The following is a 21,353-nucleotide window of genomic DNA, read 5'->3' on the forward strand; positions in this document are numbered from 1 at the left end:
CCCCCCGTCGGCCTCGTCCCGCCCGCCCCCGGCCCCCCCCCCCGCGGGCCGGCCCGGCCCCGGGGGGCCGGCCGGGGGGGCGGCGGTCGCGGTCCGCAGAACCCCCTCGGGCAGCGCGGCGGCCAGCACGTCGACCAGATCGGCGCGGTGCACGGCGACCAGCGACCCGTCGAACTTCTCCGCCATCTCCGCGACGTCGGTACGCGCCAGCCAGCGCCCGCTCGGCGACCGCATCCCGCCCTGGCCGCCCTGCCAGGCGCCCAGGTCACGGACCTGGTCACCGAGGCCGATGACATCGAGGGCGCGCTGCGAGTTGGGTGAGAGCCCGATGCCGGCGCCCACCGGTTCGAGGGATGCGGCGCGCTCCAGGACCGTGACCGTCCAGCCGCGCTGATGCAGGGCGATCGCGGCGGTCAGGCCGCCGATGCCGCCACCGATGACAAGGGCACGGGACATGGGAACTCCTCGGGTCCGCCGGAGCCGGTGGGCAGGACGCACCTCCCGGCACTACAGCTGTAGTCCGTACGCCATGACCGTACTACACATGTAGTGGGAACGGGTAGGGTGGCCGCCATGGCAGCACCAAGGACCGGCGCCCCGCGCGCCGCACTCATCGCCGACACCGCACTCGACCTGCTCGCCGAGCGGGGGATGCGAGGGCTGACGCACCGGGCCGTGGACGAGGCGGCCGGCCTGCCCCAGGGGTCGACCTCGAACCACGCGCGCACCCGGCTCGCCCTGCTCGAAGCGGCGGTGCAGCGGCTCGCCGAGCGCGAGGCGCAGGTGCTCACGCCGGAGGAGATGCCGGCACCGGGCACGGACGGGGTCGCCGCCGGACTCGCCCTGGCGCTGCACCGCTATCTGACCGGGCAGCCGCAGCTGATGGTCGCCCGCTACGAGTTGGCACTGGAGGCGACGCGGCGCCCCGAGCTGCGCGCCTTCTACGACGAGGCGGGCCGGCGCTTCCGTGAGCCGATCACGGCACTGTTGCGGGCGGCGGGCTCGGCCGATCCCGAGCGTCACACCCTCTCGCTCGTGGCCTGGTGCGAGGGCGTGATGTTCTCCTGCGCCGCGGGCTCGTTCCACGCCTCGGTGCCCACGCACGAGGAACTCACGCTGGGCATGAACGAGTTGCTGGCCGGAATGCTCGACCGCCGCTGAGCCCCCTCACCCATGCGGGGCAACCTGTGCCCGTCAGCTCCCCAAAAGGGCACGGAACCAGCAGAGTTGCGCGCGTGCATCGAACCACCCGAGCCGCGCTGCTCGTCTCCCTCACGGTCACGGCCGTCTCCGGCTGCGTCGCCGTCCGGTCGCCCGCCGCACCGGCCCCCACCCCACCGGGCCCGGCTTCGGCGCCCGCGGCGAAGGGCGGCGACGAGCACCGGATCGTGCAGGCACCGGCCCACGAGGCGCTCCAGCGCATCCACGCCGAGAAGCAGCGGCAGCAGCGCCCCGAGACCGTACGGACACCGGCCGTCCGACCCGGTGCCGTACGCGAATCGACGCCTGCCGCCGTACGGGGATCAGGGACGGATGCCGTACGAGGACCGCGCACCGAGCCCCGTACGGACACCGGCTCCGTACAACCGCACGCGCAGGAACCTCCGGCACAGCCGTCGGTGGATGTGTGCGCGCTCGGCGAGCAGTACGGCGGCTGGCCGTCCGACAGCCCGCAGGCGCAGATCTGCCGGAACACCTACGGAGGGTGAACCGGCCACCGCCCAGGAGCTTCAGAGCCCCAGCTTCTCCCCCATCCGTCGCACCGCCGCCCGGATCCCGTCCCCGTACGGGTCATCACCCAGGGCGCCCAGTGACTCCTGGGCCGAGAGCAGATGTCCGCGGGCCTCGTCGTCACGGCCGAGCTTCTGGTAGTCCGCGGCCAGGTTGAGGTGGAGCGAGGGATAGAAGCCGCGGACGGCCAGGCCCGCATGGTGGTCGTCCACCCGCTCGTCGGTGAGGCTGTCCGCGGCGGTCAACGCCCGCAGATCCCAGGACAGCTCGTCGGCCGGATCGTCCTGGGTGTCCGCCATGTAGTGCGCGATGGTGCAGCGGTGCAGCGCGTCACCGTTCTCACCGACCTCCAGCCACAGCTCGAGGAGGCGCTTGCGGGCCTCCTCGCGGTCACCGCCGTGGTGCAGCATGACGGCCTGACCGGCGCGTGCCATGACCGGGTCGGCCGTCGTTTGCTCCTGGTGGTCGGCCACGTGGTCCTCCGTGCTCGTACGCAACGCTCGTATGACGATCAACTGCCGATGACGCTATCCGCCGCCACTGACAATCCATGTCTCACGAGGGCGCGGCTCGCCGGAAGCCTTCGCGGGTGGTGGCGGCATGGCCGCCGCCACCACCGCCGCGCCTCAGCCCAGGCTGGGGATCGTCCAGTCGATCGCCGTATGCCCCTGGGCCGCGATCGCCTCGTTGATCTGCGTGAACGGCTGCGAGCCGAAGAACTTCTTCGCCGAAAGCGGCGAGGGGTGCGCGCCCTTGACGACGATATGGCGCGACTCGTCGATCAGGGGCAGCTTCTTCTGCGCATAGTTGCCCCACAGCACGAAGACCGCCGGGTCGGGCCGCGCGTCCACGGCGCGGATCACCGCGTCCGTGAACTTCTCCCAGCCCTTGCCCTTGTGCGAGTTCGCCTCGCCGGAGCGGACCGTGAGCACCGCGTTGAGCAGCAGCACGCCCTGCTCGGCCCACGGCATCAGATAGCCGTTGTCCGGGATCGGGGTGCCGAGCTCGGCCTGCATCTCCTTGTAGATGTTGCGCAGCGACGGCGGGGTCTTCACCCCGGGGCGTACCGAGAAGCACAGGCCGTGCCCCTGGCCCTCGCCGTGGTACGGGTCCTGACCGAGGACCAGCACCTTGACCTGGTCGTACGGCGTCGCGTCCAGCGCCGCGAAGACCTCCTCGCGCGGCGGGTAGACCGGCCCCTTCGCGCGCTCGTCCTCGACGAACTCGACGAGCTCCTTGAAGTAGGGCTGCTCGAGCTCCTCACCGAGCACGCCCTGCCAGGATTCGGGGAGCATGGCGGCGTAGGCCTGGTCCGTCACGTCAACAACCTCCGGTGTGCGGTCACTTGCGACTGTCCACTTGCGTAGACCCAAGAACCTACCGGCGGCCACTGACAACGCCTGCGCCGCCCACCCCCTTCGCAGCTCCTACCAGCTCGTCTTCCGCTCCAGCGCCCACATCATCATGATCGTCGAAGGGTCGAGCGCCTGCTCGCCGCCCGCGATCTCCTCGCTGGCCGCGATGTACTGCTTGCCCTGCCACAGCGGCAGCAGCCTGGCGTCGTCGACGAGGATGTCCTGTGCGCGCTCGAACGCGTCGTCCACCGCGGCACGGTCGCTCTCGCGCCGGGACTCGGGCAGCAGCTTGTCGGTGATCTCCGGGGAGGGATACGGCGTGCCGAGCGCGTTCTTCGGGCCGACGAACGGCGCGATGAAGTTGTCCGGGTCCGGGAAGTCGGGGAACCAGCCGCGTCCGAAGACCGGGTATTCACCCTTGCGGTAGCCCGCTTCGTACGTCACCCAGGGCCTGCTCTTGAGGGTCACCTTGAACAGGCCCGGCTTCTCCAACTGCCGCTTGATCTCGTCGAACTCCGGCTTCGTGCCCGATCCGTACCGGTCGGTGGTGTACCAGAGCGTGAGCGGTACGGGCTCGAAGATTCCCGCCGCGGTGAGCAGGGCCTTCGCCTTCGTGGCGTTCGGCTTGCCGAACGAGTTGAAGAAGCCGGCGTTGTGGCCCGTGACGCCCTTCGGCACCATCGAGTACAGCGGCTCGACCGTGCCCTCGTACACCTCGTGGCTGATCGCGGCCCGGTCGATCAGCTGCGCGACGGCCTTGCGGACAGCGGGGTTACGGGTCCACTTGTCCTTCTGTGTGAAGACGAGGTAGCGGATCTCCATGCCCGCGCCCTCCACCAACTGCAGCCCGTTCGCGGCCTGCTGCGCGTCGAGGTCGACGATGTCGGTGGGGGCGAGACCGCGGAAGGTCACGTCGATCTTCTTGGCCTTGAGCGCGCCCACCATGGCCGCCGAGTCCTGGAAGTACTTGATGGTCACCGCGCTGTTCTGGCGCTCCGCCGGGCCCTCGTAGTGCGGGTTCTCGGCCAGCACGGCCTCCACCGGCTGCCCTTTGGCGGTGACCTTGTACGACTGGATCAGATACGGCCCCGAGCCGGTGATCGTCCGTGCGTCGCGCAGCTTGTCGGCGGGGTAGTCGTCCGGGTCGACGATCGACATGGCGGGGGTGGCGAGCACGAACGGGAAGGTGGCGTCGGACTTCTTGAGGTGGAAGATCACCTCTTTGTCGCCGCGGGTCTCCACCCGGTCGAGGCTGCCGAGCAGCGGTTCCGGACCACCCTTGACCGCGATCGTGCGGATGCGGTCGATGGAGTGCTTCACGGACGCGGCGTCCATCGCGTCGCCGTCGGAGAACTTCATGCCGTCCCGCAGTTCACAGCGGTACGTCTTGTTCTCGCGGTCCGTGAAACGGCAGGTTTCGGCCGCGTCCGGTTCGGGGGCGGCGCTGCCGCTGGGGAAGCTGACCAGGGTCTGGTAGACGTTCCGGAACAGCTCCCACGAGCCGTCCCAGGCGGCCGCCGGGTCCAGCGTGGACGGCGCGCTCGTCGTACCCACGACGATCGCTTTCTCTTCCTCGGACTCTCCGGAGGAAACCAGCCCGCATCCCGCCACCAGGGATATGGACGCCATGGCCGCGGCCGTACGCAGACTTAGGGCCCGGTTGAACACGTGCACGCTCCTCGCTCGGACATGCCAGAGTCGGGCGACCATATCGCAGTGCCCCGCCGTTCCAACCCGCAGGAACGACAGGGCACTTGAGCGTGATTCCGGTTATCCGCGTACGTCACTTACGCGGCCTCGCTGCGGGTTCGTCAGCCGACGCCCGCATTGAGGAAGATTCCGCCATCGACCACGAGCGTCTGACCGGTGACCCAGTCCGACTGGTCGGAGGTCAAAAACGCGGCCGCGCCGCCGATGTCCGAGGGCACTCCGAGCCGGCCCAGCGGGTACGCCGCCGCGGCCTCCTCCTCGCGCCCCTCGTAGAGGGCTTCGGCAAACTTGGTCTTGATGACCGCGGGCGCGATCGCGTTGACCCGCACCTTGGGCGAGAACTCGTGCGCGAGCTGCACCGTCAGATTGATCATGGCGGCCTTGCTCATGCCGTACGCGCCGATGAACGGCGAAGGCGCGACGCCCGCGACGGAGGCGATGTTGACGATCGCCCCGCCGTGCTCGGACTGCCAGGCCCTCCAGGTCTGCTGGGCGAAGCCGAGCGCCGAGATGACGTTGGTCTCGTACACCTTGCGCGCGACGTTGAGGTCGAGGTCGGCCATCGGGCCGAACACCGGGTTCGTACCGGCGTTGTTGACCAGGAAGTCGACCCGCCCGTACGCCTCCATGACCCGCTCGACGGCGACGGCCTGGTGGGCCTCGTCGTGCGCCTTGCCCGCGACATACATCGCGCGGTCCGCGCCGAGCTTGTCGACGGCTTCCTTGAGGGCATCCTCGTTACGGCCGGTGATGCACACCCGGTCGCCGCGGGCGATGAGCGCCTCGGCGATGCCGTAACCGATACCGCGGCTCCCGCCCGTGACGAGCGCGGCCTTTCCGCTGTCCTGCACTGTCATGTCTCTCTTCCTCAGCGCTAGTCGAGCGGTCCGCCGGCCACGTACAGGACCTGGCCCGAGACGAATCCGGCCGCCTCGCCGGTGAAGAAGGCGATCGTGTTGGCGATGTCGTCGGGGTTGCCGACGCGCTGCACCGGGATCATCGTGGCGGCCGCGTTCTGGAAGTCCTCGAAGCCCATGCCGACGCGCTCGGCGGTGGACTTGGTCATCTCGGTGACGATGAAGCCGGGGGCCACGGCGTTGGCGGTGATGCCGAACTTGCCGAGCTCCTTGGCGAGCGTCTTGGTGAAGCCCTGCAGACCGGCCTTGGCGGCCGAGTAGTTGGCCTGGCCGCGGTTGCCGAGCGCGGAGGAGCTCGACAGGTTGACGACGCGGCCGAAGCCCGCGTCGACCATGTGCTTCTGGCAGGCCTTCGTCATCAGGAATGCACCACGCAGGTGCACGTTCATGACGGTGTCCCAGTCGAGCGCGCTCATCTTGAAGAGCAGGTTGTCGCGCAGGACACCGGCGTTGTTGACGAGGATCGTCGGCGCGCCCAGCTCGTCGGCGATCCGCGCGATGGCGGCCTCGACCTGTGCCTCGTCGGCGACGTCGCAGCCGACCGCGATGGCCTTGCCGCCGGCCGAGGTGATGGCCTCGACGGTGTCCTTGCAGGCCGCCTCGTCGAGGTCGATCACGGCCACAGCGCGGCCCTCGGCCGCCAGGCGTACGGCGGTCGCCGCGCCAATGCCTCGTGCGGCGCCGGTGACTACGGCGACGCGCTGCTCGGTGCTGGACATGCTGGGTTCTCCTCGCCCTCGGGGGTGCGGCTCCTGCGATGTGCCGTGGACTGCGCGGTTGAATGAGCGACCGCTTAGTACCTTCAGCAGACGTGACGCTAGAAGCCCTGGCACCCCGTGTCTACGGCCCCTCGGGGGCCAGGGGGTCACACCCCATCCCCCGTCGCGGCGTCTGCACACCCCTCCGCCCACCAAAAGGTCCAGCAATCGCTCCACCTCGGCCTCGGGATCAGCGGTCAGACCGGTGTGCACGGGCCCCGGCTGCACCACCGTCGAGCGGGGCGCGATCAGCCAGCGAAAGCGCTGTCCGGGATTGTCCCCGGCGGCCTGACCTGCGGCGTCGCAGACCCCTTCGACCGCCCGCAGCGCGGCCCGTACGCCCTCGGCATCGGCCTCGGGGTCCAGGGCCCGCAGCTTGTGTTCGTCGAGGTGGGTGCGCGCCGCCACGTACGACTTGGCGCGGCAGTAGACCACGACCCCGGCATTGATCAGCTCGCCGCGCTCGACCCGCGGCACCACGCGCACCAGCGCGTATTCGAAGACATGCCGCTCGCTTACGTCCCGCTCGCTTACGTCCCGCTCGCTCACCGCGACTCCCTCCGCCCGGCCGGCGCGGACCGTCCGGCCCGCACGCTCGACCCCGGGCGCTCGTCCGGCGCCCCCATTGTGATGCGCCGCTCGAGCCCCTCCAGGCGGGTGAGCAGCGTGCCCGCGTACGCGCGGCGCACCTCGTCCGGTCCGGCGAAGCCCGGTTCGTCGACCAGCCATTCGTCCGGTACGTCGCCGGCGCACTCGAGCAGCACATCCTCGGTGACCCGGGGTGCGAGCTCGGCGGCCGCGGAGGCCAGGTCCGGGCCGAAGGGGGCCAGTGCGTGGTCCGAGGCGTCGTAGGGCTTGGCCGCCGAGACCTCGGCGCCGCGCCAGTTGTGGTGCCAGATCATCGAGGCGCCGTGGTCGATGAGCCACAGATCGCCCTGCCGCACGAGCATGTTCGGATTGCGCCAGGAGCGGTCCACGTTGTTGATCAGCGCGTCGAACCACACCACACGCCCGGCCTCCTCGGCCGACACCTCGTGGACGAGCGGGTCGAAGCCGATGGCGCGGGACAGGAACTCCATGCCGAGATTGAGGCCGCCACTCGACTTGAGCAGCCCCTGCACCTGCGCATCGGGCTCCCCCAGACCGATCACCGGATCGAGCCTGAGCTGCGCGAGCCCAGGGACCCTGAGGCCGAGCCGGCGCGCGAGCCGGCCGCAGATCACCTCGGCGACAAGCGTCTTGCGGCCTTGGCCGGCTCCCGTGAACTTCATGACGTACAGCCCGAGATCGTCGGCCTCGACGAGCCCGGGGAGCGATCCGCCTTCGCGCAACGGGGTGACGTAGCGGGTCGCTGAGACTTCCGTGAGCATGCGCCCAAGCTATCCGGCGTTCGGACCAGGCGATCACAGGCGTGCCCCGGCGCCTGATCCCCCGACGGGTCCGGGCGTCGGATCGACGGCAGCGGGCCGGTCAGGGCGCGTCGGAAGTTTCGCGCGGGGTACCCGGCGCGGATGACCGACGACAGGAAGAAGACGGACGAAACCGAGGCCGGGCGGGATGGCCGGCCCAACGTTCCTCGCGGCGACTCGGCCGTCGACCAGGCCCTGACCGAACTCGAAGAGGCCGAGACGGGCTCCCCCTCGGGCGGTCGGCGCAAGTGGGGGCGCGAAGGCGAGTCCGGCGACACCCTCACAAAGAATCAGCGCGCGCAGCACCAGAAACAGGCCCAGAAGTCCGGCGAGGACTCGCAGGACGACTTCTGATCCGCGCTCCCCGACCGGCACCCGGGACGGCCGACCGCGGGCTTCTGGGACCCCTGCGCAGCCAGCGAGAAACGAGCACACCATGAAGCGAGCCGCACTCTTCGACGTGGACGGCACCCTCGTCGACACCAACTATCTGCACACGACGGCGTGGGCGGAGGCACTGCGCCAGCGCGGCCAGCACATTCCGATGGCGGCCGTCCACCGGGCGATCGGCCTGCCCTCGGGCGACCTGATCGAGCACCTCACGGGCAAGACGCCCGACGACGACACGAAGACGCAGCTCAGCGCCGCGCACAAGGCGCTCTACGCTCCGTACTTCGAGCGCCTGCACGCCTTCCATGGCGCGGCTCGGTTGCTGCGTACCCTCGCGGGGAAGGGTTGGGTGATCGTCCTGGTCACCTCGGCCTCGGGTGAGGAGCTCGATGCGCTGCGGCGCGCGATCGACGCCGACGACGTGATCGCGCAGACAGCGTCCGCGGACGACGTGGACGAGGGCAAACCCGCGCCCGACCCGGTGCACAAGGCGCTGGGGCTGGTCGGTGCCCCGGCGGAAGGATCCGTGTTCATCGGCGACTCCGTCTGGGACGTCCGTGCCGCCGCGCGGGCGGGTGTCCCGTGCGTGGCCCTGCTCTCGGGGGGCATCCCGTGCGCTGAACTGGAAGAGGCAGGCGCGGCGGTCGTGTACCAGGACACGGCGGACCTGCTGGACGGACTGGACGAGAGCCCTTTGGGCGTACGAGAGACCATCTGAACGAAAGCCCTCGGGCGCACGAGAGGAGAGCACGGTGAGCGGACAGGACGAGACGGTGGGCGAGCATGACGAAACCCCCGAGACCGTATCTGACGACAACCTGGAAACGGGCCTCGGCCAGGGAGGCGAAGACACCGACGGCCCCGAACACCCGGTCCCCGGCGGCGAGTTGCCGCAGGGCCCCGGCGAGCGGACCGAGGCCGTGCCGCGTGACCTGCCCGACCAGCAGGCACGCGAGGGCGACCCCTGGGACCTTCACGAGCCGGGCACGTCCTCCGCGGACGACGACGCGGCACCCGGCCCCGGTGACTCCGGTACGGACCCGGGCAAAGAAGCCGGGCCGGAGGGCGCCCAGTCCGAGCAGCCGAAGCCCGACGAGCCCTCCGCCTGAGTGCCTGCGGGGCCGCCTCCCGCAGGCACCCGGCCGGGCGAAGAATTCGGTGCGGTTTGAACAACTTCCCGACTGCGGCCGTACGAGAGGACAGGATTCCGATACGGGCCGAGTTCCGGCCCATGCGCCGACGACCGGCGCAGGACCGCCAAGGGGAGTCATCAGGATGACCGTTACGCAGCAGCCCCAGCATCCCGTCGAGTCGGCGGAGCCGGAAGCGGGGGCGCAGTGGTGCGGGTGCCCGTCACGGCGCACCGTCGTCTCGGCGGTGGGTGTCGCGGGCCTTGCCGTCGCGCTCACCGCCTGCGGAGGTTCCGATGACGGCGGCGGTTCCGACGAGGCACAGGAGCCGGCGGGCGAAGCCTCCGACCAGCCGACCGAGGGCGGCGGGGGCGGCGGCGAGGAGCTCGCCAAGACCGCGGACATCCCGGAGGGCGGCGGCACGGTCTTCAAGGACCAGGGCGTAGTCGTCGTGCAGCCGACGGCCGGTGACTTCAAGGCGTACTCCTCGAAGTGCACGCACGCAGGCTGCGGGGTCAAGGACGTCTCGGGCGGCACCATCAACTGTGTGTGCCACGGTTCCAAGTTCAGCATCGAGGACGGCAGCGTGAAGGGCGGACCGGCCCCGAAGCCGCTGCCCGCCGCGCAGATCACGGTGGACGGCGACTCGATCAAGCTCGGCTGAGGAACATGCCGGGGCGACGAAGCGGTCCCCCGGCCACACCGCCCGCCGCCGCTCAGCCGATCGGCGGCGGGAGAGCGACCTGGGCGGCGAGGAACTTCGGGGCCATCGCGCAGTAGCTGTCGGTGATCAGTTCGGTGAGCTCGGTCCAGTCGGTGTGATCACCGAGCACTGCGGCGACCACGTTGTGTCCCCAGCCGGCGCGCAGGAACGGGAATCCGTCGACGGTCAGGCCGAGCAGATCGTCGGCGGGTACCCGGAACGTCACCACGACGAGTTCCTGGCCCGCGGTCGCATACGGGGCGTAGACGGGGTGGCGATCCGGGTCCGGCGCGTAGACATGGGCGAACGTCCGCGTACGGATCCGCCAGCGCATGCCGATCCAGGCCGGCTCCTCGTATGACTCGGGCAGGTGCCGGCAGATCGACCGCAGCCTGTTCAGGATCTCCGGTGGCACGTCTGCGGGACTGGACATGGCTCGACCCTAGACGAGTGGATCCGAAGCCGGGGATGATCAGCGGCATGCGGACGGTTCTGCACGGAGCCCTGGTGACCCTTCGCCCGTCGACCGTGGGCGATATCCCGGCTCTGGCCGCGATCCGGACCACGCCTGAGGTGTACGCGCGCTGGCGGGGCGGCGACGACCTGACGGCCGCGGTGGCCGGGGACCTCGAAGATCCCGGGGTCCGGACCTTCTCGGTCGAGCACGGCGGCAGGGTGGTCGGCGCTGTCCAGTGGGGCGCGGAGGACGATCCGGACTACCGGCATGCCAACATCGACATCTATCTCGACCCGGCGGTGCACGGCCTCGGCCTTGGCACCGACGCCGTCCGCGCCCTGGCACGCCATCTGATCGATGATCACGGATTCCGCCGACTGGTGATCGACCCGGCCGCCGACAATGCCGCCGCCATCCGCTGCTACCGCAAGGTCGGCTTCCGCCCGGTGGGCATCATGCGGCAGTACGAGCGCGGCCCGGACGGCAGCTGGCACGACGGGCTGCTGATGGACCTGTTGGCGCAGGAGCTGGAGTGAGTCCCGTTCGGCTCCACCAAGGCGGCGAGGGCCGCAATGAGGCGTGGGGCCTCAATGATCCGTGTGTGACGACGGACGCCACTCGTCCGGCGACCACGTACGGCCGGCTGCCACCGCCCCACCAGTGGTGCTAGCCCTTCCATGCGGCGAGGATCTCGTCGGTCGTGGTGACCGACGAGATCAGCGCGAGGGTGTTACGGATCATCAGCGGGGTGTAGTCGGCGGGCACACCCGCGATGGCGTCCGCGGGCACCACCACGCGATAGCCCAGGTTGACGGCGTCGAACACGGTGTTGGGGATGGCGACATTGGCCGACACCCCGGTGACGATCAGCGTGCGGCAGCCGAGGTTGCGCAGCAGCGCGTCCACGTCCGTACCGGCCATCGGTGACAGGCCGTGCAGCCGGCGGACGACCAGATCCTCTTCGGCGACCTCGATCGGTGGGGCGATCCGGACCGCTTTGGTGCCGGATATCTGCAGCACGGGAAGGCGCGAAACGGCGTGGAAGAGCCGGGCGTTGTGGTTGGAGCCGCGTCCGTCGGGGCGGCGTTCGGCCACCGCGTGCATGACCTGGACCGAGGCGTAGTGGGCGGCGGCGACGAGGCGGGCGACGTTGGTGAGCGCGCCCGAGGAGCGGGCCTGCTCGGCCAGTTCGGGCAGGGCGCTCTCCTCGCCCACGACGCCCTGCTGGCACTCGCTGGTGAGCAGTACGGTGGTGGCGGGATCGAGCAGCTCGGCGAGCGTTTCCCTGGCCATCTGGCCCTCCTGACGCAGCGTCGGCCGGCACACGGCGCGCGGACCGTGTGAAGTCGGCGCGAGGGTAACCCCCATTGCGTACCGGCGGAAGAGACCCCATGATTTTCTGACGCAGAGTCAGGAATGCCTCTGTGCACGGACCATGGAGCCGAAGGCACGGAGGGGAACACGGATGAGCGTGACACAACGCAGGGGCCGGCGGATCATGATGACGCGGGAGGAACTGGACGCCTTCCTCGCCGAGCAGCGCACCTGCCGGGTGGCCACCGTCGCCGCGGACGGCGCACCGCACGCCAGCACGCTCTGGTTCGCCTGGGACGGCGGCTCGCTGTGGCTGTACTCGATCACCCGCAGCAAGCGCTGGGCCGATCTGCGCGCGGACCGGCGCATCGCGGTCGTGGTGGACGCCGGCGAGGACTACGGTGAGTTGCGCGGAGTGGAGCTGGCCGGATCGGTCGAGTTCGTCGGCGAGGAGCCGCGGGTCGGGGAGCCGTGTCCCGAACTCGACGAGATCGAGAAGCAGTTCGCCCGCAAAAACTTCGGCATGGACCAGATGCCGCACGACGGACGGCATGCGTGGGTGCGGCTCACTCCGGACACCATCGCCTCGTGGGACTTCCGGAAGCTGACGGAACTGCGCTGAGGGCCACGCTCAAGACGCCGGGAGGCCACGGCGCCGGGAGGCCACGGCGTCACGCCTGTGCCGTCTCCCCCGCCTCCCGCAGCGCGTCGACCGCCGCCCTGATCGGGGGCCGGCGGTCGGCGTGCGTGCGCCACACCCCGGACACATGGCGGGCGCTCTTCTGGCGCAACGGCACCACACGCACGCCGTCCGGCACCTGGCCGCGCCCGAGGCGCGGCGTGACGCACACACCCAACCCCGCTCCCACCAGGGCCAGTTGGGTCGAGTGCTCCTCGGCCTGGTGCCCGATGCACGGCTCCACGCCCTTGGAGCGCAGGGTATAGAGCAGCCAGTCCTGACAGAACGCGCCTTCCGGCCAGCAGATCCACTCGTCGTCGGCGAGCTCTTCGAGGGACAGCTCGGCACGGTCGGCGTACCGGTGACCCGCCGGCAGCACCACATCGGCCCGGTCGTCCAGCAGCGAGGCCTTGGCCAGGCCCTCGGGCATGGGGAGCGGCTTGTTGTACCAGTCGAGGACGACGGCCACATCGAGATCGCCGCGCACCACCGCCCGTACGCCGTAGGCCGGTTCGAGCTCCTGCGAACGCACCACCAAGCCGGGGTGCGCCTTGCGCAGCGCGAGGAAGGTGAGCGGGAACAGGCCACGGGCCGCGGTCGGGAAGGCACCGATGCGCAGCTCGCCGACCACCTGGCCGCGGTGCGCCTCCAGGTCCGACTGCGCGAACTCGACCTGCGAGATGATCCGCGCCGCGTGCTCGGCGAGCAGCACACCCGCGTCGGTGAGGCGCACACCGCGCCCGTTCTTGGCGATGAGCCGCTGGCCGATCTCGCGCTCCAGCTTGGTCAGTTGCTGCGACACGGCGGACGTCGTGACATGCAGCCCCGCGGCCGCCCCGCTCACCGAGCCGTGCCGTGCCAGCGCGTCCAGGGTGCGCAGACGCTCGAGGTTCAGCATGACCGCTCCATCGGCTCGCCCATCAACATGTAAGCAATGCTAATTCATCCCTCGTAATAAATCTCGCTTGTGCTACGAGATCGCGGGGACGATCGTAGGGGTCATGGCCACTGCCTCCGCCTCCCGCACCCGTCTGCGCACCTTCGCCACCGCGCCCGCTTCCACGCCCCGCCGCACGCTCGACTGGCGGCTCCGTTTCGCGGTGCTCTCCTTGATCTGGGGCTTCAGCTTTCTGCTCATCAAGGTGGGTACGCAGGGATACGCACCCTTCCAAGTGACCTTCGGACGGCTCCTGTTCGGCACCCTGGTCCTCGCCGCGGCCATGCTGGTGCGCCGTGAAGGGCTGCCGCGCGGGTGGCGGACCTGGGGGCATCTGGCGGTGGCGGCGTTCTTCCTCAACGCTCTGCCGTTCTCGCTCTTCGCCTACTCGGAACTGACGATCCCGTCCACGCTCGCCGGCATCTGCAACGCGACCTCACCGCTGTGGGGCATGGCCCTGTCGATGGTCGCGCTCTCCGAGGACCGGCCGACCCGCCGGCGCGTGGCGGGCCTGGGCCTCGGCTTCCTCGGCGTCCTGACGGTTCTGGGGGCCTGGCAGGGCTTCCAGGGCATCGACGCGGCGGGCACGGCCATGGCGCTCGCCGCTTCCCTGAGCTATCCGATCGGCTGGATCTACGTGCGGCGCACACTCGCGGGCCGCACCGAGTCGCATCTGTCCCTGATGGGCGCACAGCTGTTGCTCGCGACCGCGCAACTGGCCTTCGTCACCCCGCTGTTCACCTCGATGCCGACCGGCTTCCCGGTCCTGCCGCTGCTCGCCGTCCTCGCGCTCGGCGCCCTCGGAACCGGTCTCGCGGTGCTCCTCCAGTACGGCCTCGTGGCGGAGATCGGCCCCACGACCGCCCAGATGGTCACGTACTTCATCCCGGTCATCGCCACCGCCGCGGGTGTGGCCCTGCTCGGCGAATCCCTGTCGTGGTCGACACCGGTGGGCGCGGCGATCGTCCTGGCGGGCGCGGCCCTGACCCAGTCGCGGGCGAAGGGCTGAACCGGGCCCTGCCGGCACCGGAGCACCACCCTTCGCCTAGCCTCGGGCCCCATGAACGTCGCCGCCGTGCCGCAATCGCTGACCGAGGACGAGGTGGCGGACGCCGAAGCCCGGCTCGGGGTGCGCTTTCCTCACGAGTACCGCCGTCACCTGCTGCGGGTGAGTGCCGGCGGGGCCCTCGCCCGGCTGCACAGGACGGCGGACGGCTGGTGGTGGGAGGGCAACGGCGGGATGCGGCGCGACCTGCTGTCCGCGCCCTTCCCTCATCCGGACTCCTACAGGGACGCCGAGGCGGAGCTCGACCGCCGCGAGCCCAGGACCGGGGACTATCCGGATGACGCCGCCTTCGCCCGGGCCTGGTCGGCCTGGGACGACGCGTGCGAGGAGTTCGAGGACCGCAAGACGGCCGGAGCCGTTGCCCTGAAGGAGCACGGCTGCGGCTTCTCGACACTCCTTGCGCTCACCGGCCCGCTCGCCGGCACCCTGTGGTGGGACGGCCGGGCCACCTGCGACCTGATTCTCCCGCTCTCCCTCGACCACACCGGCGGCGCACGGCCGGTGACCTTCGACGAGTGGCTGACCCGCGATTCATGGGACTTGCTGCCGCCGGGCTGGGGCAGCGATTCCAGAGCCTGATCCACAGGGCAGAGCCCTAGGTCGCCAGGGTTCGGCCCGCTCCGCCCCGCCCGCCCAGCACGGCATACGCGACGGCGCCGGCCAGCGGCTCGATGTCGGTCTCGGCCAGCGGGGACACCGTGATCCGCATCCCGGGCGCGGCCCCGATCCGGAACCTCGCCCCGGGCGCCACCGCCCACCCGGCGTGCAACAACCGGGAGACCGCGCCGGTTTCGTCCGGGACCGGCACCCATACGTTCAGGCCGCTGCGCCCTGTCGCCGCGATGCCCCGCCGCCCCAGCGCGGCGATCAGGGCGTCGCGGCGTCGCGCATAGGTACGCGCCACGTCCGCGGGCACCACCGCGCCGGAGGTCCACAGCTCGACGACCGCGCGCTGCACGATCCGGCTCACCCAGCCCGGTCCGAGCCGCTGCCTTCCCTGCACCCGGTCCACGGTGACCGCGTCGCCGGTCAGGACGGCGAGCCGCAGATCGGGTCCGTACGCCTTGGCCACCGAGCGCACCAGCGCCCAACTCCCCTTGCCGGTGGCCAGCGGATGCAACGGCAGGTCGACGATGCCGTGCCCGTGGTCGTCCTCGATCAGCAGCACCGATGGGTGCTTCTTGAGGACCGCCCGCAGCGCCCGCGCACGCGCGGCGGTGACCGCGGCGCCCGTGGGGTTCTGCGCCCGGTCCGTGACGATCACGGCACGGGCACCTTCGCTCAACGCCCGGTCGACCGCGTCCGGCTCGGGTCCTTCGTCGTCCACGGCGACGGCGACGGCGCGCAGCCCGAGCGCCGGGATCAGGTCGAGCAGCGCACCCCAGCCCGGGTCCTCCACCGCGACCGCGTCACCCGGCCGCAGGTGCGCGGCCAGGATCCGCTCGATCGCGTCGAGCGAGCCCGAAGTGACGGCGACGGGCCCCTCCGGAATCCCGTCGGCGTCGAACGCGGCCCGGGCGAGCGCGCTCAAGTCCGGGTCCACCGCGGCCTCGGCGTACATGACCGGCTGCCGGTCGCTGCGCGCGGCCGCCGCGGCGAACGCTCCGGTGAGGGAGGGCAGCAGCGCAGGATCGGGATTGCCGAGCGAGACGTCCCGTACACCTTCGGGCGCTTCGACCCGGATCGCGTCGCGCGCGGTGCTCGCGGGCCGCGAGCGGACCCGGCTGCCGCGCCTGCCCGCCGTTTCGATCACTCCCCGCTCACGCAGGGTCCGATACGCCGACGCGACCGTATTCGGATTGACCCCCAGCTCCAGGGCCAACTCCCGCATGGGCGGCAGGACTTGGCCGGGCTCCAGGTCTCCCCTGCCCACCGCGCCCTCGACGCTGGCCGCAATCTCTGCTGCGCGTCGACCTTCGATCCGATATCCTCCTAGCACAAACCCCAGTATGCACTAATGCAATGGAGCACGCAATGAGCGTTACGCCGGACACCACGGAGCCGACCACCCCGGACTCGTATGCACCGACGGAGCGCACCGTCCCCACCCGCTCCAAGGAGCGCGCGCACTACGACCGGGAATTGGTGCATTCGATACTCGACGAGACCTACCTCTGCCACATGGGCTTCGTCCGCGACGGCGCCCCGGTGGTACTGCCGACGCTGTACGCGCGGGTCGGCGAGCGGCTCTACGTGCACGGATCGACCGGCTCGCGCCCGCTGCGGATGGCGGGCCAGGCCGACCCGGGTCTGCCCGTCTGTCTGACGGTGACGCATGTGGACGGTCTCGTGCTCGCGCGCTCGGCGTTCCACCACTCGATCAACTACCGCTCCGTCGTGGTGCACGGGACCGCTCACCAGGTCACCGATCCACAGGAGAAGCGGCTGGCCCTGGACGCCATCGTCGACCAGGTCGTCGCCGGCCGGGCCGCGGACTCCCGCCCTGCCGACACCAAGGAGCTGGCCGCCACCGCGGTGCTGCGCGTCGACCTGGCCGAGGTCTCCGCGAAGATCCGCACCGGCGGCCCCAACGACGAGCCCAAGGACATGCAGCTCCCCCACTGGGCGGGCGTGGTGCCGGTGGCCCGCACGTACGGCGCGCCGATTCCCTCCGAGGACCTGGAGCCGGAGGTCGAACTGCCGCAGTATCTGCGCGGTTTGTGAGCGGACGCGTCGCGTGAACGTGAAGAAGGGCCGCCCTCTCGCCGAGGGCGGCCCTTTCGCTGCGTATGGGCGACGCGCCGCATTCCCAGGTACGGGCGACGCGCCACATCCCCAGGTACGGGCGACGCACCGCTTCCCTATGTACGCCCGGCGCCCCGCGTCTCCGCCACCGCGAGCCCCGCCAGCGCGAGCAGCATCAACAAGATTCCCGCCACCGTCGCCGCGGTCAGCTGCTCACCGAACGCGAGCACGGCGAGGATGGCCGCACTGACCGGTTCGAGCAGCATGATCACGGAGACGGTGGCCGAGCGGACCGCGGCCGCCCCCGCGAAGTACAGGGCGTAGGCCAGCGCGGTGGGTACGGCCGCGACGTACAGCATCAGACCGAGGATCCGGCCGAGTTGATCGGTGTGGGGCAGCAGCCCTTCGACCGCCGCGAACGGCAGCAGGCACAGGGCGGCGATCGCGAAGGTCCACACGGTCGTGGTGTGGGTGTCGGCGCCCGAACCGTCCCTGCCCCACCAGCGGGTGAGCAGAGTCATCACGGCGTACCCGGCCGCGGACGCGATCGCGAGCAGGACGCCGGCCGGGTCGACCTCGCCAGGACCGCCGCCTCCCTCGCCGAAGACGAGCACGACCAGGCCCGCGAGTGCACCGGCGACGGCCAATGCGCCGCCGATTCCGAGGCGTTCACCGAGCAGCAGCCTGGCCCCCAGCGCGATCAGCACGGGGCCGGCGCCGAGTGTGACCACGGTGCCGACGGCCAGACCGGTGGCCGATACGGCGGCGAAGTACGCGGTCTGGAAGACCGCGAGGGCGACACCGAGCGCGATCATCCGCCCCGGCCGCACCTTGGCACGCACCCGATCGCCGCGGCGCCGCAGCAGCCCAGCCACGAGCAGCAGCACAAGACCGCCGGCGCAGCGCCAGAACGACAGGGCGACGGGGCGCAGTTCGCTGGACTGGAACACCAGGAGCGCGGCGGCTCCCGCGGTCCCCCAGGCGACACCGGCGACGATCAGATAGAGCAGGCCGCGTCCGACGGACAGGGCAGGGGAACCAGGGGCGACGACGGCACCCTGGGTGGAAACAGCATTCGACACGAGGCTCTCCGCGTAGGACAGACGAAAAGGACTGTCGTCTGCGGGCAGCCGTCACCGGCCCGGGAACTCCCGAGCGGATCTCGGTGGTTGACTCCGACCGCCCGCGCTAGGCGGCAGGAGGCGGAAGGACAAGCGCTCGTGCGTACATGATCGCCACCCTACGCTTCGGCCCGGCTCGCGGACAATGCCGTTTCGTCCTGTGGACCGCCGCTCGCGACCGGCTCGGGCGCCGCCTTCACAGGCGTGGCCGACTGGGCGATGAACGCACCGGTCAGGACGACCACACCACCGATGATCTGCGGCGCGGAGAGATGCTCACCGAGCAGGAACCAGGCCAGCACGGTCGCGACGACTGCCTCGAGGTAGGCGACGACTCCGGCCACCTGCGGCGAGAGCCTGCGTACGGAGAGCAGACCCGTGCCGTACGCGAGCACCGTGGCGATCAGCACCACCCAGCCGAGCAGCAACCACCCCGACACCGCGGTGCCGTCCATGTCGGCAGTGCCCGAGAGCACCGACCAGTCCATCTCCCAGGGGCGGGCGATCACCGTCAGGATCAGGGCGCCGATCAGCATGCCGTACGCGATGACGCCGAGCGGATCCGGCGCCTGTTCGCCCGAGTCGCTGCCGTGGTCGCCGAGGATGAAGTAACCGGCCTGGCACACGGCGGCACCCAGCCCGAGGAGCACCCCGATCGCGTCGAAGCTGAGCCCTGCCCAGACCTCGACCACACAGGCGAGCCCGCCGACCGCGAGCACCACACCGACCGCCGCGGCCCGCGTGACGTGCCGGCGCTGGACGAAACGGATCCAGATGAGCACGAGCGCCGGTCCCAGGTACTCGATGAGCAGGGCCACGCCCACCGGGATACGGGAGATCGCCGCGAAATAGCAGGCTTGGACGCCCGCGACGGCGAACAGGCCGAAACCGGCGAGCAACGCGGGCCTGCGCACCAGCAGTTGGCGATGGCGCCAGGCCACCGGCAGCAGCACAAGCGCCGCTCCCGCCACCCGCAGCCAGACCACATGCAGCGGGTCGAGCCCTGCCGTGATGAGCGGCTTCGCCGCCACGCCGGAGCCGCCGAACGCCAGCGCCGACACCAGAGCCAGCGTCAGTCCGACGCTGCGGCCCCGGTCCCCTTGAATCCCCTTGGACGTAGACACGCGGCCATGATGACAGGCGACGTCATGAGCGTCACCACCGATACCCCTGACATCTCGGAGAGCGAGACGGCGCCCGGGCACGGTCCGCACAGCACCCGCCCACTACGGCCCCGTCAGCCCGTCAATGGCTCACCGAACCCCGCGTCGATCCGCTCCACCAGCGCCCGCGGATCCACACCGGAGCGACGCAGGATCTCCACCGCGCGGCTTTCGGCGTCCAGAGCGAGGGCCGCGAGCACATCGATCCCGTCGGCAGACTCCCGGCCGCCTTCCCGGGCGCGCGCCTGCGCCAGCTCCATCGCGCTCAGCGCGGAGGGCGACCAGCCGGCCTGATCCCGCGCTCCTCGTTCCCGTACGAGCGGAACGGCGCCCGAATCCTCGACCGTGCCCTGCCAGCGCAGCCCGTACCCGATGGAGCGCTGCACCAGGAGGCCGAGCAGTCGGGCCACCCGCGCACCGTCGTCGAAGACGGCCCGTACCGCCGGATCGGATTCGAGCAGGGAGTGCAGCAGATGGGCTGTGTCCAGCTGGCCGTCGCCGCCGCGCAGGGCCCGTCGGCGGGCGCCCGCGATCACCGACTGCAGCTCGGCGTCGAGCTCGCCGTCGGGTTCGGTCCGTGGCAGGCGCGGGTGCGGGAGTCCTTGATCCGCATCCGGCCAGGTGGGGCTGTGCACACCTGCCACCCCATCAGCCCGGGACGCTCCTGGGCATCCCCGCCGGGAAGCATCTTCACATCCGACACAAGGTGGGGATGCGTGTACGGGTTCTCCTCCTTACGGATGAGATCTCCCTTCACGGGGACCCGTTCCCTTCCGATGAATGTCCGACGCATGGCCAAGGACCGGGCCCCGGGGGCGCGCACACTTCCGGCGCACTCCCCCAGCGCAACCACGGGCCGCACAGCACTCGTCCCCCAGGACACCCGGGCAACAACGGAGCGCCGTGCTCCAGTTGACCGTCCCGCACGCCCACGGAAAGGAGTCGCCATGCCCCGAGCCGTTCGCCCCGCGCGCCTGCGCGGCGCCCCGCCCGAGGAGTGCGGCTGCTGGCTGGTGGCGCTGCCGGCGATCGACGGCAAGCAGTACGTGTACCGGGTCTACGCCCCCGAGGACGCTCTGCCCGCGGACCTGTTCTGGGAGGCGTGGCACTGCCATGATGAGGGCCCGCACCCGCGCGCACTGGATCTCTTCGACGCCGCGGTGATCCGCAGGATCGGCCGCTGACGCGCGTCTCGGTGCACGAGCTCCACAATTTCTGACGAGCCGTCAGTCTTGTAACTTCCCGACTGCGAGGCTACGTTCCGCGACACCGCCGCTGCGCTACCACCGCAGCGCTTGACGAGAAGGGGTGGTCGCATGGCCGAAGTCAGCGCGGAAGCACGCATCGACGCTCCCGCCGAGAAGGTCTGGGAGAAGCTCACTGACTTCTCCGTGTTCGGCGAGTGGAGCGTGACGCACACCGGGTTCCCCAAGGGGGCGCCCGAATCGCTCAAGCAGGGCGACACATTCGAGGAGAGCATGAAGCTCATGGGCTTCCCCGCCGATGCGGTGTGGACGGTGGAGTCCCTCAAGGACGGCCGTTCGTTCACCATCCGCGGCAAGGGTCCGATGGGGGTGAACCTCAAGCAGGCCTACACCCTGACGCCCGACGGCAACGCCACGGTGATGCGCATCGACGGCGAGTTCACGGGTGCGGCCGTGACGCTTATGGCGGGCAAGCTCAAGGATTCGGCGACCGCGGCTCTCAACGAGTCGCTGCGCAAACTGAACGCGCTCATCGTCTGAGCCGGGCCGCAGAAATAGGGAGGGGGGCCCCCCCCCCCCCCCCGGGGGGGCGGCGCCGCGGCCCCCCCCCCCCCCCCCCCCCC

General features: G+C 70.8%; 27 protein-coding genes and 1 pseudogene. 13 read left to right on the plus strand and 15 right to left on the minus strand.

What is annotated here, in order from left to right; translation table 11 throughout:
- Nucleotides 1-456 (minus strand): NAD(P)/FAD-dependent oxidoreductase (locus JAO81_RS11880; protein ID WP_199547765.1); only part of this gene is annotated, 456 nt, incomplete at its 3' end.
- Between the two features lie 117 nt (nucleotides 457-573).
- On the opposite strand from JAO81_RS11880, the gene JAO81_RS11885 reads away from it, so the two are divergent.
- Both JAO81_RS11885 and JAO81_RS11890 read left to right on the plus strand, forming a co-directional pair.
- Nucleotides 574-1,161 (plus strand): TetR/AcrR family transcriptional regulator, encoded by a 588-nt coding sequence (locus JAO81_RS11885; RefSeq protein WP_199547766.1) that lies wholly within the window; start codon nucleotides 574-576, stop codon nucleotides 1,159-1,161.
- Nucleotides 1,162-1,235: 74 nt separating this feature from the next.
- Complete coding sequence (locus tag JAO81_RS11890) at nucleotides 1,236-1,709, plus strand: hypothetical protein (protein ID WP_199547767.1); 474 nt, start codon at nucleotides 1,236-1,238, stop codon at nucleotides 1,707-1,709.
- A 21-nt stretch (nucleotides 1,710-1,730) separates the two neighbouring features.
- Here the strand turns inward: JAO81_RS11890 and JAO81_RS11895 are convergent, their stop codons facing one another.
- The 7 genes and pseudogenes from JAO81_RS11895 to JAO81_RS11925 all read right to left on the minus strand — a co-directional run bounded on the left by JAO81_RS11895 (nucleotide 1,731) and on the right by JAO81_RS11925 (nucleotide 7,841).
- On the minus strand, nucleotides 1,731-2,204 hold the full coding sequence (locus JAO81_RS11895) for a hypothetical protein (protein WP_199547802.1): 474 nt from the start codon (nucleotides 2,202-2,204) through the stop codon (nucleotides 1,731-1,733).
- Between the two features lie 153 nt (nucleotides 2,205-2,357).
- Nucleotides 2,358-3,026: a uracil-DNA glycosylase gene (locus JAO81_RS11900; protein WP_199547803.1), complete on the minus strand. Its 669-nt coding sequence runs from the start codon at nucleotides 3,024-3,026 to the stop codon at nucleotides 2,358-2,360.
- 132 nt (nucleotides 3,027-3,158) lie between these two features.
- Complete coding sequence (locus tag JAO81_RS11905; protein ID WP_233415239.1) at nucleotides 3,159-4,715, minus strand: ABC transporter substrate-binding protein; 1,557 nt, start codon at nucleotides 4,713-4,715, stop codon at nucleotides 3,159-3,161.
- A 182-nt stretch (nucleotides 4,716-4,897) separates the two neighbouring features.
- Nucleotides 4,898-5,653: an SDR family oxidoreductase gene (locus JAO81_RS11910; RefSeq protein WP_199547769.1), complete on the minus strand. Its 756-nt coding sequence runs from the start codon at nucleotides 5,651-5,653 to the stop codon at nucleotides 4,898-4,900.
- Nucleotides 5,654-5,670: 17 nt separating this feature from the next.
- The gene (gene fabG / locus JAO81_RS11915; RefSeq protein ID WP_199547804.1) at nucleotides 5,671-6,432 is read right to left on the minus strand and encodes a 3-oxoacyl-ACP reductase FabG; all 762 of its coding nucleotides are present in this window, start codon (nucleotides 6,430-6,432) and stop codon (nucleotides 5,671-5,673) included.
- Between the two features lie 189 nt (nucleotides 6,433-6,621).
- Nucleotides 6,622-7,020 (minus strand): annotated as a pseudogene (locus tag JAO81_RS11920) (DUF3037 domain-containing protein); the annotation flags it as partial.
- Nucleotides 7,017-7,841 (minus strand): HipA family kinase, encoded by an 825-nt coding sequence (locus JAO81_RS11925; RefSeq protein WP_233415240.1) that lies wholly within the window; start codon nucleotides 7,839-7,841, stop codon nucleotides 7,017-7,019. The gene JAO81_RS11925 and the pseudogene JAO81_RS11920, both read right to left, overlap by 4 nt.
- A 141-nt stretch (nucleotides 7,842-7,982) precedes the next feature.
- Here JAO81_RS11925 and JAO81_RS11930 point away from each other — a divergent pair, with 141 nt between their 5' ends.
- The 4 genes from JAO81_RS11930 to JAO81_RS11945 all read left to right on the plus strand — a co-directional run bounded on the left by JAO81_RS11930 (nucleotide 7,983) and on the right by JAO81_RS11945 (nucleotide 10,064).
- Nucleotides 7,983-8,234: a hypothetical protein gene (locus tag JAO81_RS11930; RefSeq protein ID WP_199547770.1), complete on the plus strand. Its 252-nt coding sequence runs from the start codon at nucleotides 7,983-7,985 to the stop codon at nucleotides 8,232-8,234.
- A gap of 82 nt (nucleotides 8,235-8,316) precedes the next feature.
- Nucleotides 8,317-8,988, plus strand: coding sequence for an HAD family hydrolase (locus JAO81_RS11935; RefSeq protein ID WP_199547771.1), 672 nt, complete (start codon nucleotides 8,317-8,319; stop codon nucleotides 8,986-8,988).
- Nucleotides 8,989-9,022: 34 nt separating this feature from the next.
- Nucleotides 9,023-9,379, plus strand: coding sequence for a hypothetical protein (locus JAO81_RS42400; protein WP_233415241.1), 357 nt, complete (start codon nucleotides 9,023-9,025; stop codon nucleotides 9,377-9,379).
- 166 nt (nucleotides 9,380-9,545) lie between these two features.
- Nucleotides 9,546-10,064, plus strand: a complete 519-nt coding sequence (locus JAO81_RS11945) for a Rieske (2Fe-2S) protein (protein WP_199547772.1) — start codon at nucleotides 9,546-9,548, stop codon at nucleotides 10,062-10,064.
- A gap of 52 nt (nucleotides 10,065-10,116) precedes the next feature.
- Here the strand turns inward: JAO81_RS11945 and JAO81_RS11950 are convergent, their stop codons facing one another.
- On the minus strand, nucleotides 10,117-10,536 hold the full coding sequence (locus JAO81_RS11950; protein ID WP_199547773.1) for an MmcQ/YjbR family DNA-binding protein: 420 nt from the start codon (nucleotides 10,534-10,536) through the stop codon (nucleotides 10,117-10,119).
- Between the two features lie 47 nt (nucleotides 10,537-10,583).
- On the opposite strand from JAO81_RS11950, the gene JAO81_RS11955 reads away from it, so the two are divergent.
- Entirely contained in the window at nucleotides 10,584-11,096 is a 513-nt protein-coding gene (locus JAO81_RS11955) for a GNAT family N-acetyltransferase (RefSeq protein WP_199547806.1), read from the plus strand.
- A 130-nt stretch (nucleotides 11,097-11,226) separates the two neighbouring features.
- Here the strand turns inward: JAO81_RS11955 and JAO81_RS11960 are convergent, their stop codons facing one another.
- Nucleotides 11,227-11,853, minus strand: a complete 627-nt coding sequence (locus JAO81_RS11960; protein WP_199547774.1) for a cysteine hydrolase — start codon at nucleotides 11,851-11,853, stop codon at nucleotides 11,227-11,229.
- Nucleotides 11,854-12,025: 172 nt separating this feature from the next.
- Here JAO81_RS11960 and JAO81_RS11965 point away from each other — a divergent pair, with 172 nt between their 5' ends.
- Nucleotides 12,026-12,496 carry a pyridoxamine 5'-phosphate oxidase family protein gene (locus tag JAO81_RS11965; protein WP_199547775.1) on the plus strand — a complete coding sequence of 157 codons (471 nt, stop codon included), beginning with the start codon at nucleotides 12,026-12,028 and terminating at the stop codon, nucleotides 12,494-12,496.
- Between the two features lie 49 nt (nucleotides 12,497-12,545).
- Here JAO81_RS11965 and JAO81_RS11970 read toward each other — a convergent pair whose 3' ends face one another.
- A complete protein-coding gene (locus JAO81_RS11970; RefSeq protein ID WP_199547776.1) occupies nucleotides 12,546-13,451 on the minus strand; it encodes a LysR family transcriptional regulator in 906 nt (301 codons plus the stop codon).
- A gap of 103 nt (nucleotides 13,452-13,554) precedes the next feature.
- Between JAO81_RS11970 and JAO81_RS11975 the strand changes: the two genes are divergently transcribed.
- Nucleotides 13,555-14,499, plus strand: coding sequence for a DMT family transporter (locus JAO81_RS11975; protein WP_199547777.1), 945 nt, complete (start codon nucleotides 13,555-13,557; stop codon nucleotides 14,497-14,499).
- Between the two features lie 51 nt (nucleotides 14,500-14,550).
- Nucleotides 14,551-15,135, plus strand: a complete 585-nt coding sequence (locus JAO81_RS11980) for an SMI1/KNR4 family protein (protein ID WP_233415243.1) — start codon at nucleotides 14,551-14,553, stop codon at nucleotides 15,133-15,135.
- Nucleotides 15,136-15,151: 16 nt separating this feature from the next.
- Here JAO81_RS11980 and JAO81_RS11985 read toward each other — a convergent pair whose 3' ends face one another.
- A complete protein-coding gene (locus JAO81_RS11985) occupies nucleotides 15,152-16,495 on the minus strand; it encodes an aminotransferase class I/II-fold pyridoxal phosphate-dependent enzyme (RefSeq protein ID WP_199547778.1) in 1,344 nt (447 codons plus the stop codon).
- A gap of 23 nt (nucleotides 16,496-16,518) precedes the next feature.
- Between JAO81_RS11985 and JAO81_RS11990 the strand changes: the two genes are divergently transcribed.
- Nucleotides 16,519-17,220 carry a pyridoxamine 5'-phosphate oxidase family protein gene (locus JAO81_RS11990; protein WP_199547779.1) on the plus strand — a complete coding sequence of 234 codons (702 nt, stop codon included), beginning with the start codon at nucleotides 16,519-16,521 and terminating at the stop codon, nucleotides 17,218-17,220.
- A 137-nt stretch (nucleotides 17,221-17,357) separates the two neighbouring features.
- On the opposite strand, the gene JAO81_RS11995 is transcribed toward JAO81_RS11990, so the two are convergent.
- The 3 genes from JAO81_RS11995 to JAO81_RS12005 form a co-directional block, all read right to left on the minus strand.
- Nucleotides 17,358-18,323: a DMT family transporter gene (locus JAO81_RS11995; protein ID WP_199547780.1), complete on the minus strand. Its 966-nt coding sequence runs from the start codon at nucleotides 18,321-18,323 to the stop codon at nucleotides 17,358-17,360.
- A 158-nt stretch (nucleotides 18,324-18,481) separates the two neighbouring features.
- Nucleotides 18,482-19,486, minus strand: coding sequence for a DMT family transporter (locus JAO81_RS12000; protein WP_199547781.1), 1,005 nt, complete (start codon nucleotides 19,484-19,486; stop codon nucleotides 18,482-18,484).
- A 113-nt stretch (nucleotides 19,487-19,599) separates the two neighbouring features.
- Nucleotides 19,600-20,160, minus strand: coding sequence for a Clp protease N-terminal domain-containing protein (locus JAO81_RS12005; RefSeq protein WP_374194286.1), 561 nt, complete (start codon nucleotides 20,158-20,160; stop codon nucleotides 19,600-19,602).
- Nucleotides 20,161-20,472: 312 nt separating this feature from the next.
- Here JAO81_RS12005 and JAO81_RS12010 point away from each other — a divergent pair, with 312 nt between their 5' ends.
- Both JAO81_RS12010 and JAO81_RS12015 read left to right on the plus strand, forming a co-directional pair.
- Nucleotides 20,473-20,709 (plus strand): hypothetical protein, encoded by a 237-nt coding sequence (locus tag JAO81_RS12010; protein ID WP_165330915.1) that lies wholly within the window; start codon nucleotides 20,473-20,475, stop codon nucleotides 20,707-20,709.
- Between the two features lie 132 nt (nucleotides 20,710-20,841).
- Nucleotides 20,842-21,270 carry an SRPBCC family protein gene (locus tag JAO81_RS12015; RefSeq protein ID WP_199547782.1) on the plus strand — a complete coding sequence of 143 codons (429 nt, stop codon included), beginning with the start codon at nucleotides 20,842-20,844 and terminating at the stop codon, nucleotides 21,268-21,270.
- The last annotated feature ends 83 nt before the right edge of the window (nucleotides 21,271-21,353 follow it).

Source organism: Streptomyces sp. N35 (assembly GCF_016464295.1).
Classification (GTDB): Bacteria; Actinomycetota; Actinomycetes; order Streptomycetales; family Streptomycetaceae; genus Streptomyces.

What these genes read in the sequence shown, in the direction of transcription:
- JAO81_RS11900 (WP_199547803.1), bottom strand. Translation starts at nt 3,026, where the DNA reads ATGCTCCCCGAATCCTGGCAGGGCGTGCTCGGTGAGGAGCTCGAGCAG.
- JAO81_RS11990 (WP_199547779.1), top strand. Translation starts at nt 16,519, where the DNA reads ATGGAGCACGCAATGAGCGTTACGCCGGACACCACGGAGCCGACCACC.
- JAO81_RS11905 (WP_233415239.1), bottom strand. Translation starts at nt 4,715, where the DNA reads ATGGCGTCCATATCCCTGGTGGCGGGATGCGGGCTGGTTTCCTCCGGA.
- JAO81_RS11930 (WP_199547770.1), top strand. Translation starts at nt 7,983, where the DNA reads ATGACCGACGACAGGAAGAAGACGGACGAAACCGAGGCCGGGCGGGAT.
- JAO81_RS11935 (WP_199547771.1), top strand. Translation starts at nt 8,317, where the DNA reads ATGAAGCGAGCCGCACTCTTCGACGTGGACGGCACCCTCGTCGACACC.
- JAO81_RS11945 (WP_199547772.1), top strand. Translation starts at nt 9,546, where the DNA reads ATGACCGTTACGCAGCAGCCCCAGCATCCCGTCGAGTCGGCGGAGCCG.
- JAO81_RS11970 (WP_199547776.1), bottom strand. Translation starts at nt 13,451, where the DNA reads ATGCTGAACCTCGAGCGTCTGCGCACCCTGGACGCGCTGGCACGGCAC.
- JAO81_RS11925 (WP_233415240.1), bottom strand. Translation starts at nt 7,841, where the DNA reads ATGCTCACGGAAGTCTCAGCGACCCGCTACGTCACCCCGTTGCGCGAA.
- JAO81_RS11910 (WP_199547769.1), bottom strand. Translation starts at nt 5,653, where the DNA reads ATGACAGTGCAGGACAGCGGAAAGGCCGCGCTCGTCACGGGCGGGAGC.
- JAO81_RS11885 (WP_199547766.1), top strand. Translation starts at nt 574, where the DNA reads ATGGCAGCACCAAGGACCGGCGCCCCGCGCGCCGCACTCATCGCCGAC.
- JAO81_RS11975 (WP_199547777.1), top strand. Translation starts at nt 13,555, where the DNA reads ATGGCCACTGCCTCCGCCTCCCGCACCCGTCTGCGCACCTTCGCCACC.
- fabG (WP_199547804.1), bottom strand. Translation starts at nt 6,432, where the DNA reads ATGTCCAGCACCGAGCAGCGCGTCGCCGTAGTCACCGGCGCCGCACGA.
- JAO81_RS11960 (WP_199547774.1), bottom strand. Translation starts at nt 11,853, where the DNA reads ATGGCCAGGGAAACGCTCGCCGAGCTGCTCGATCCCGCCACCACCGTA.
- JAO81_RS11965 (WP_199547775.1), top strand. Translation starts at nt 12,026, where the DNA reads ATGAGCGTGACACAACGCAGGGGCCGGCGGATCATGATGACGCGGGAG.
- JAO81_RS11955 (WP_199547806.1), top strand. Translation starts at nt 10,584, where the DNA reads ATGCGGACGGTTCTGCACGGAGCCCTGGTGACCCTTCGCCCGTCGACC.
- JAO81_RS11950 (WP_199547773.1), bottom strand. Translation starts at nt 10,536, where the DNA reads ATGTCCAGTCCCGCAGACGTGCCACCGGAGATCCTGAACAGGCTGCGG.
- JAO81_RS12015 (WP_199547782.1), top strand. Translation starts at nt 20,842, where the DNA reads ATGGCCGAAGTCAGCGCGGAAGCACGCATCGACGCTCCCGCCGAGAAG.
- JAO81_RS12010 (WP_165330915.1), top strand. Translation starts at nt 20,473, where the DNA reads ATGCCCCGAGCCGTTCGCCCCGCGCGCCTGCGCGGCGCCCCGCCCGAG.
- JAO81_RS11980 (WP_233415243.1), top strand. Translation starts at nt 14,551, where the DNA reads ATGAACGTCGCCGCCGTGCCGCAATCGCTGACCGAGGACGAGGTGGCG.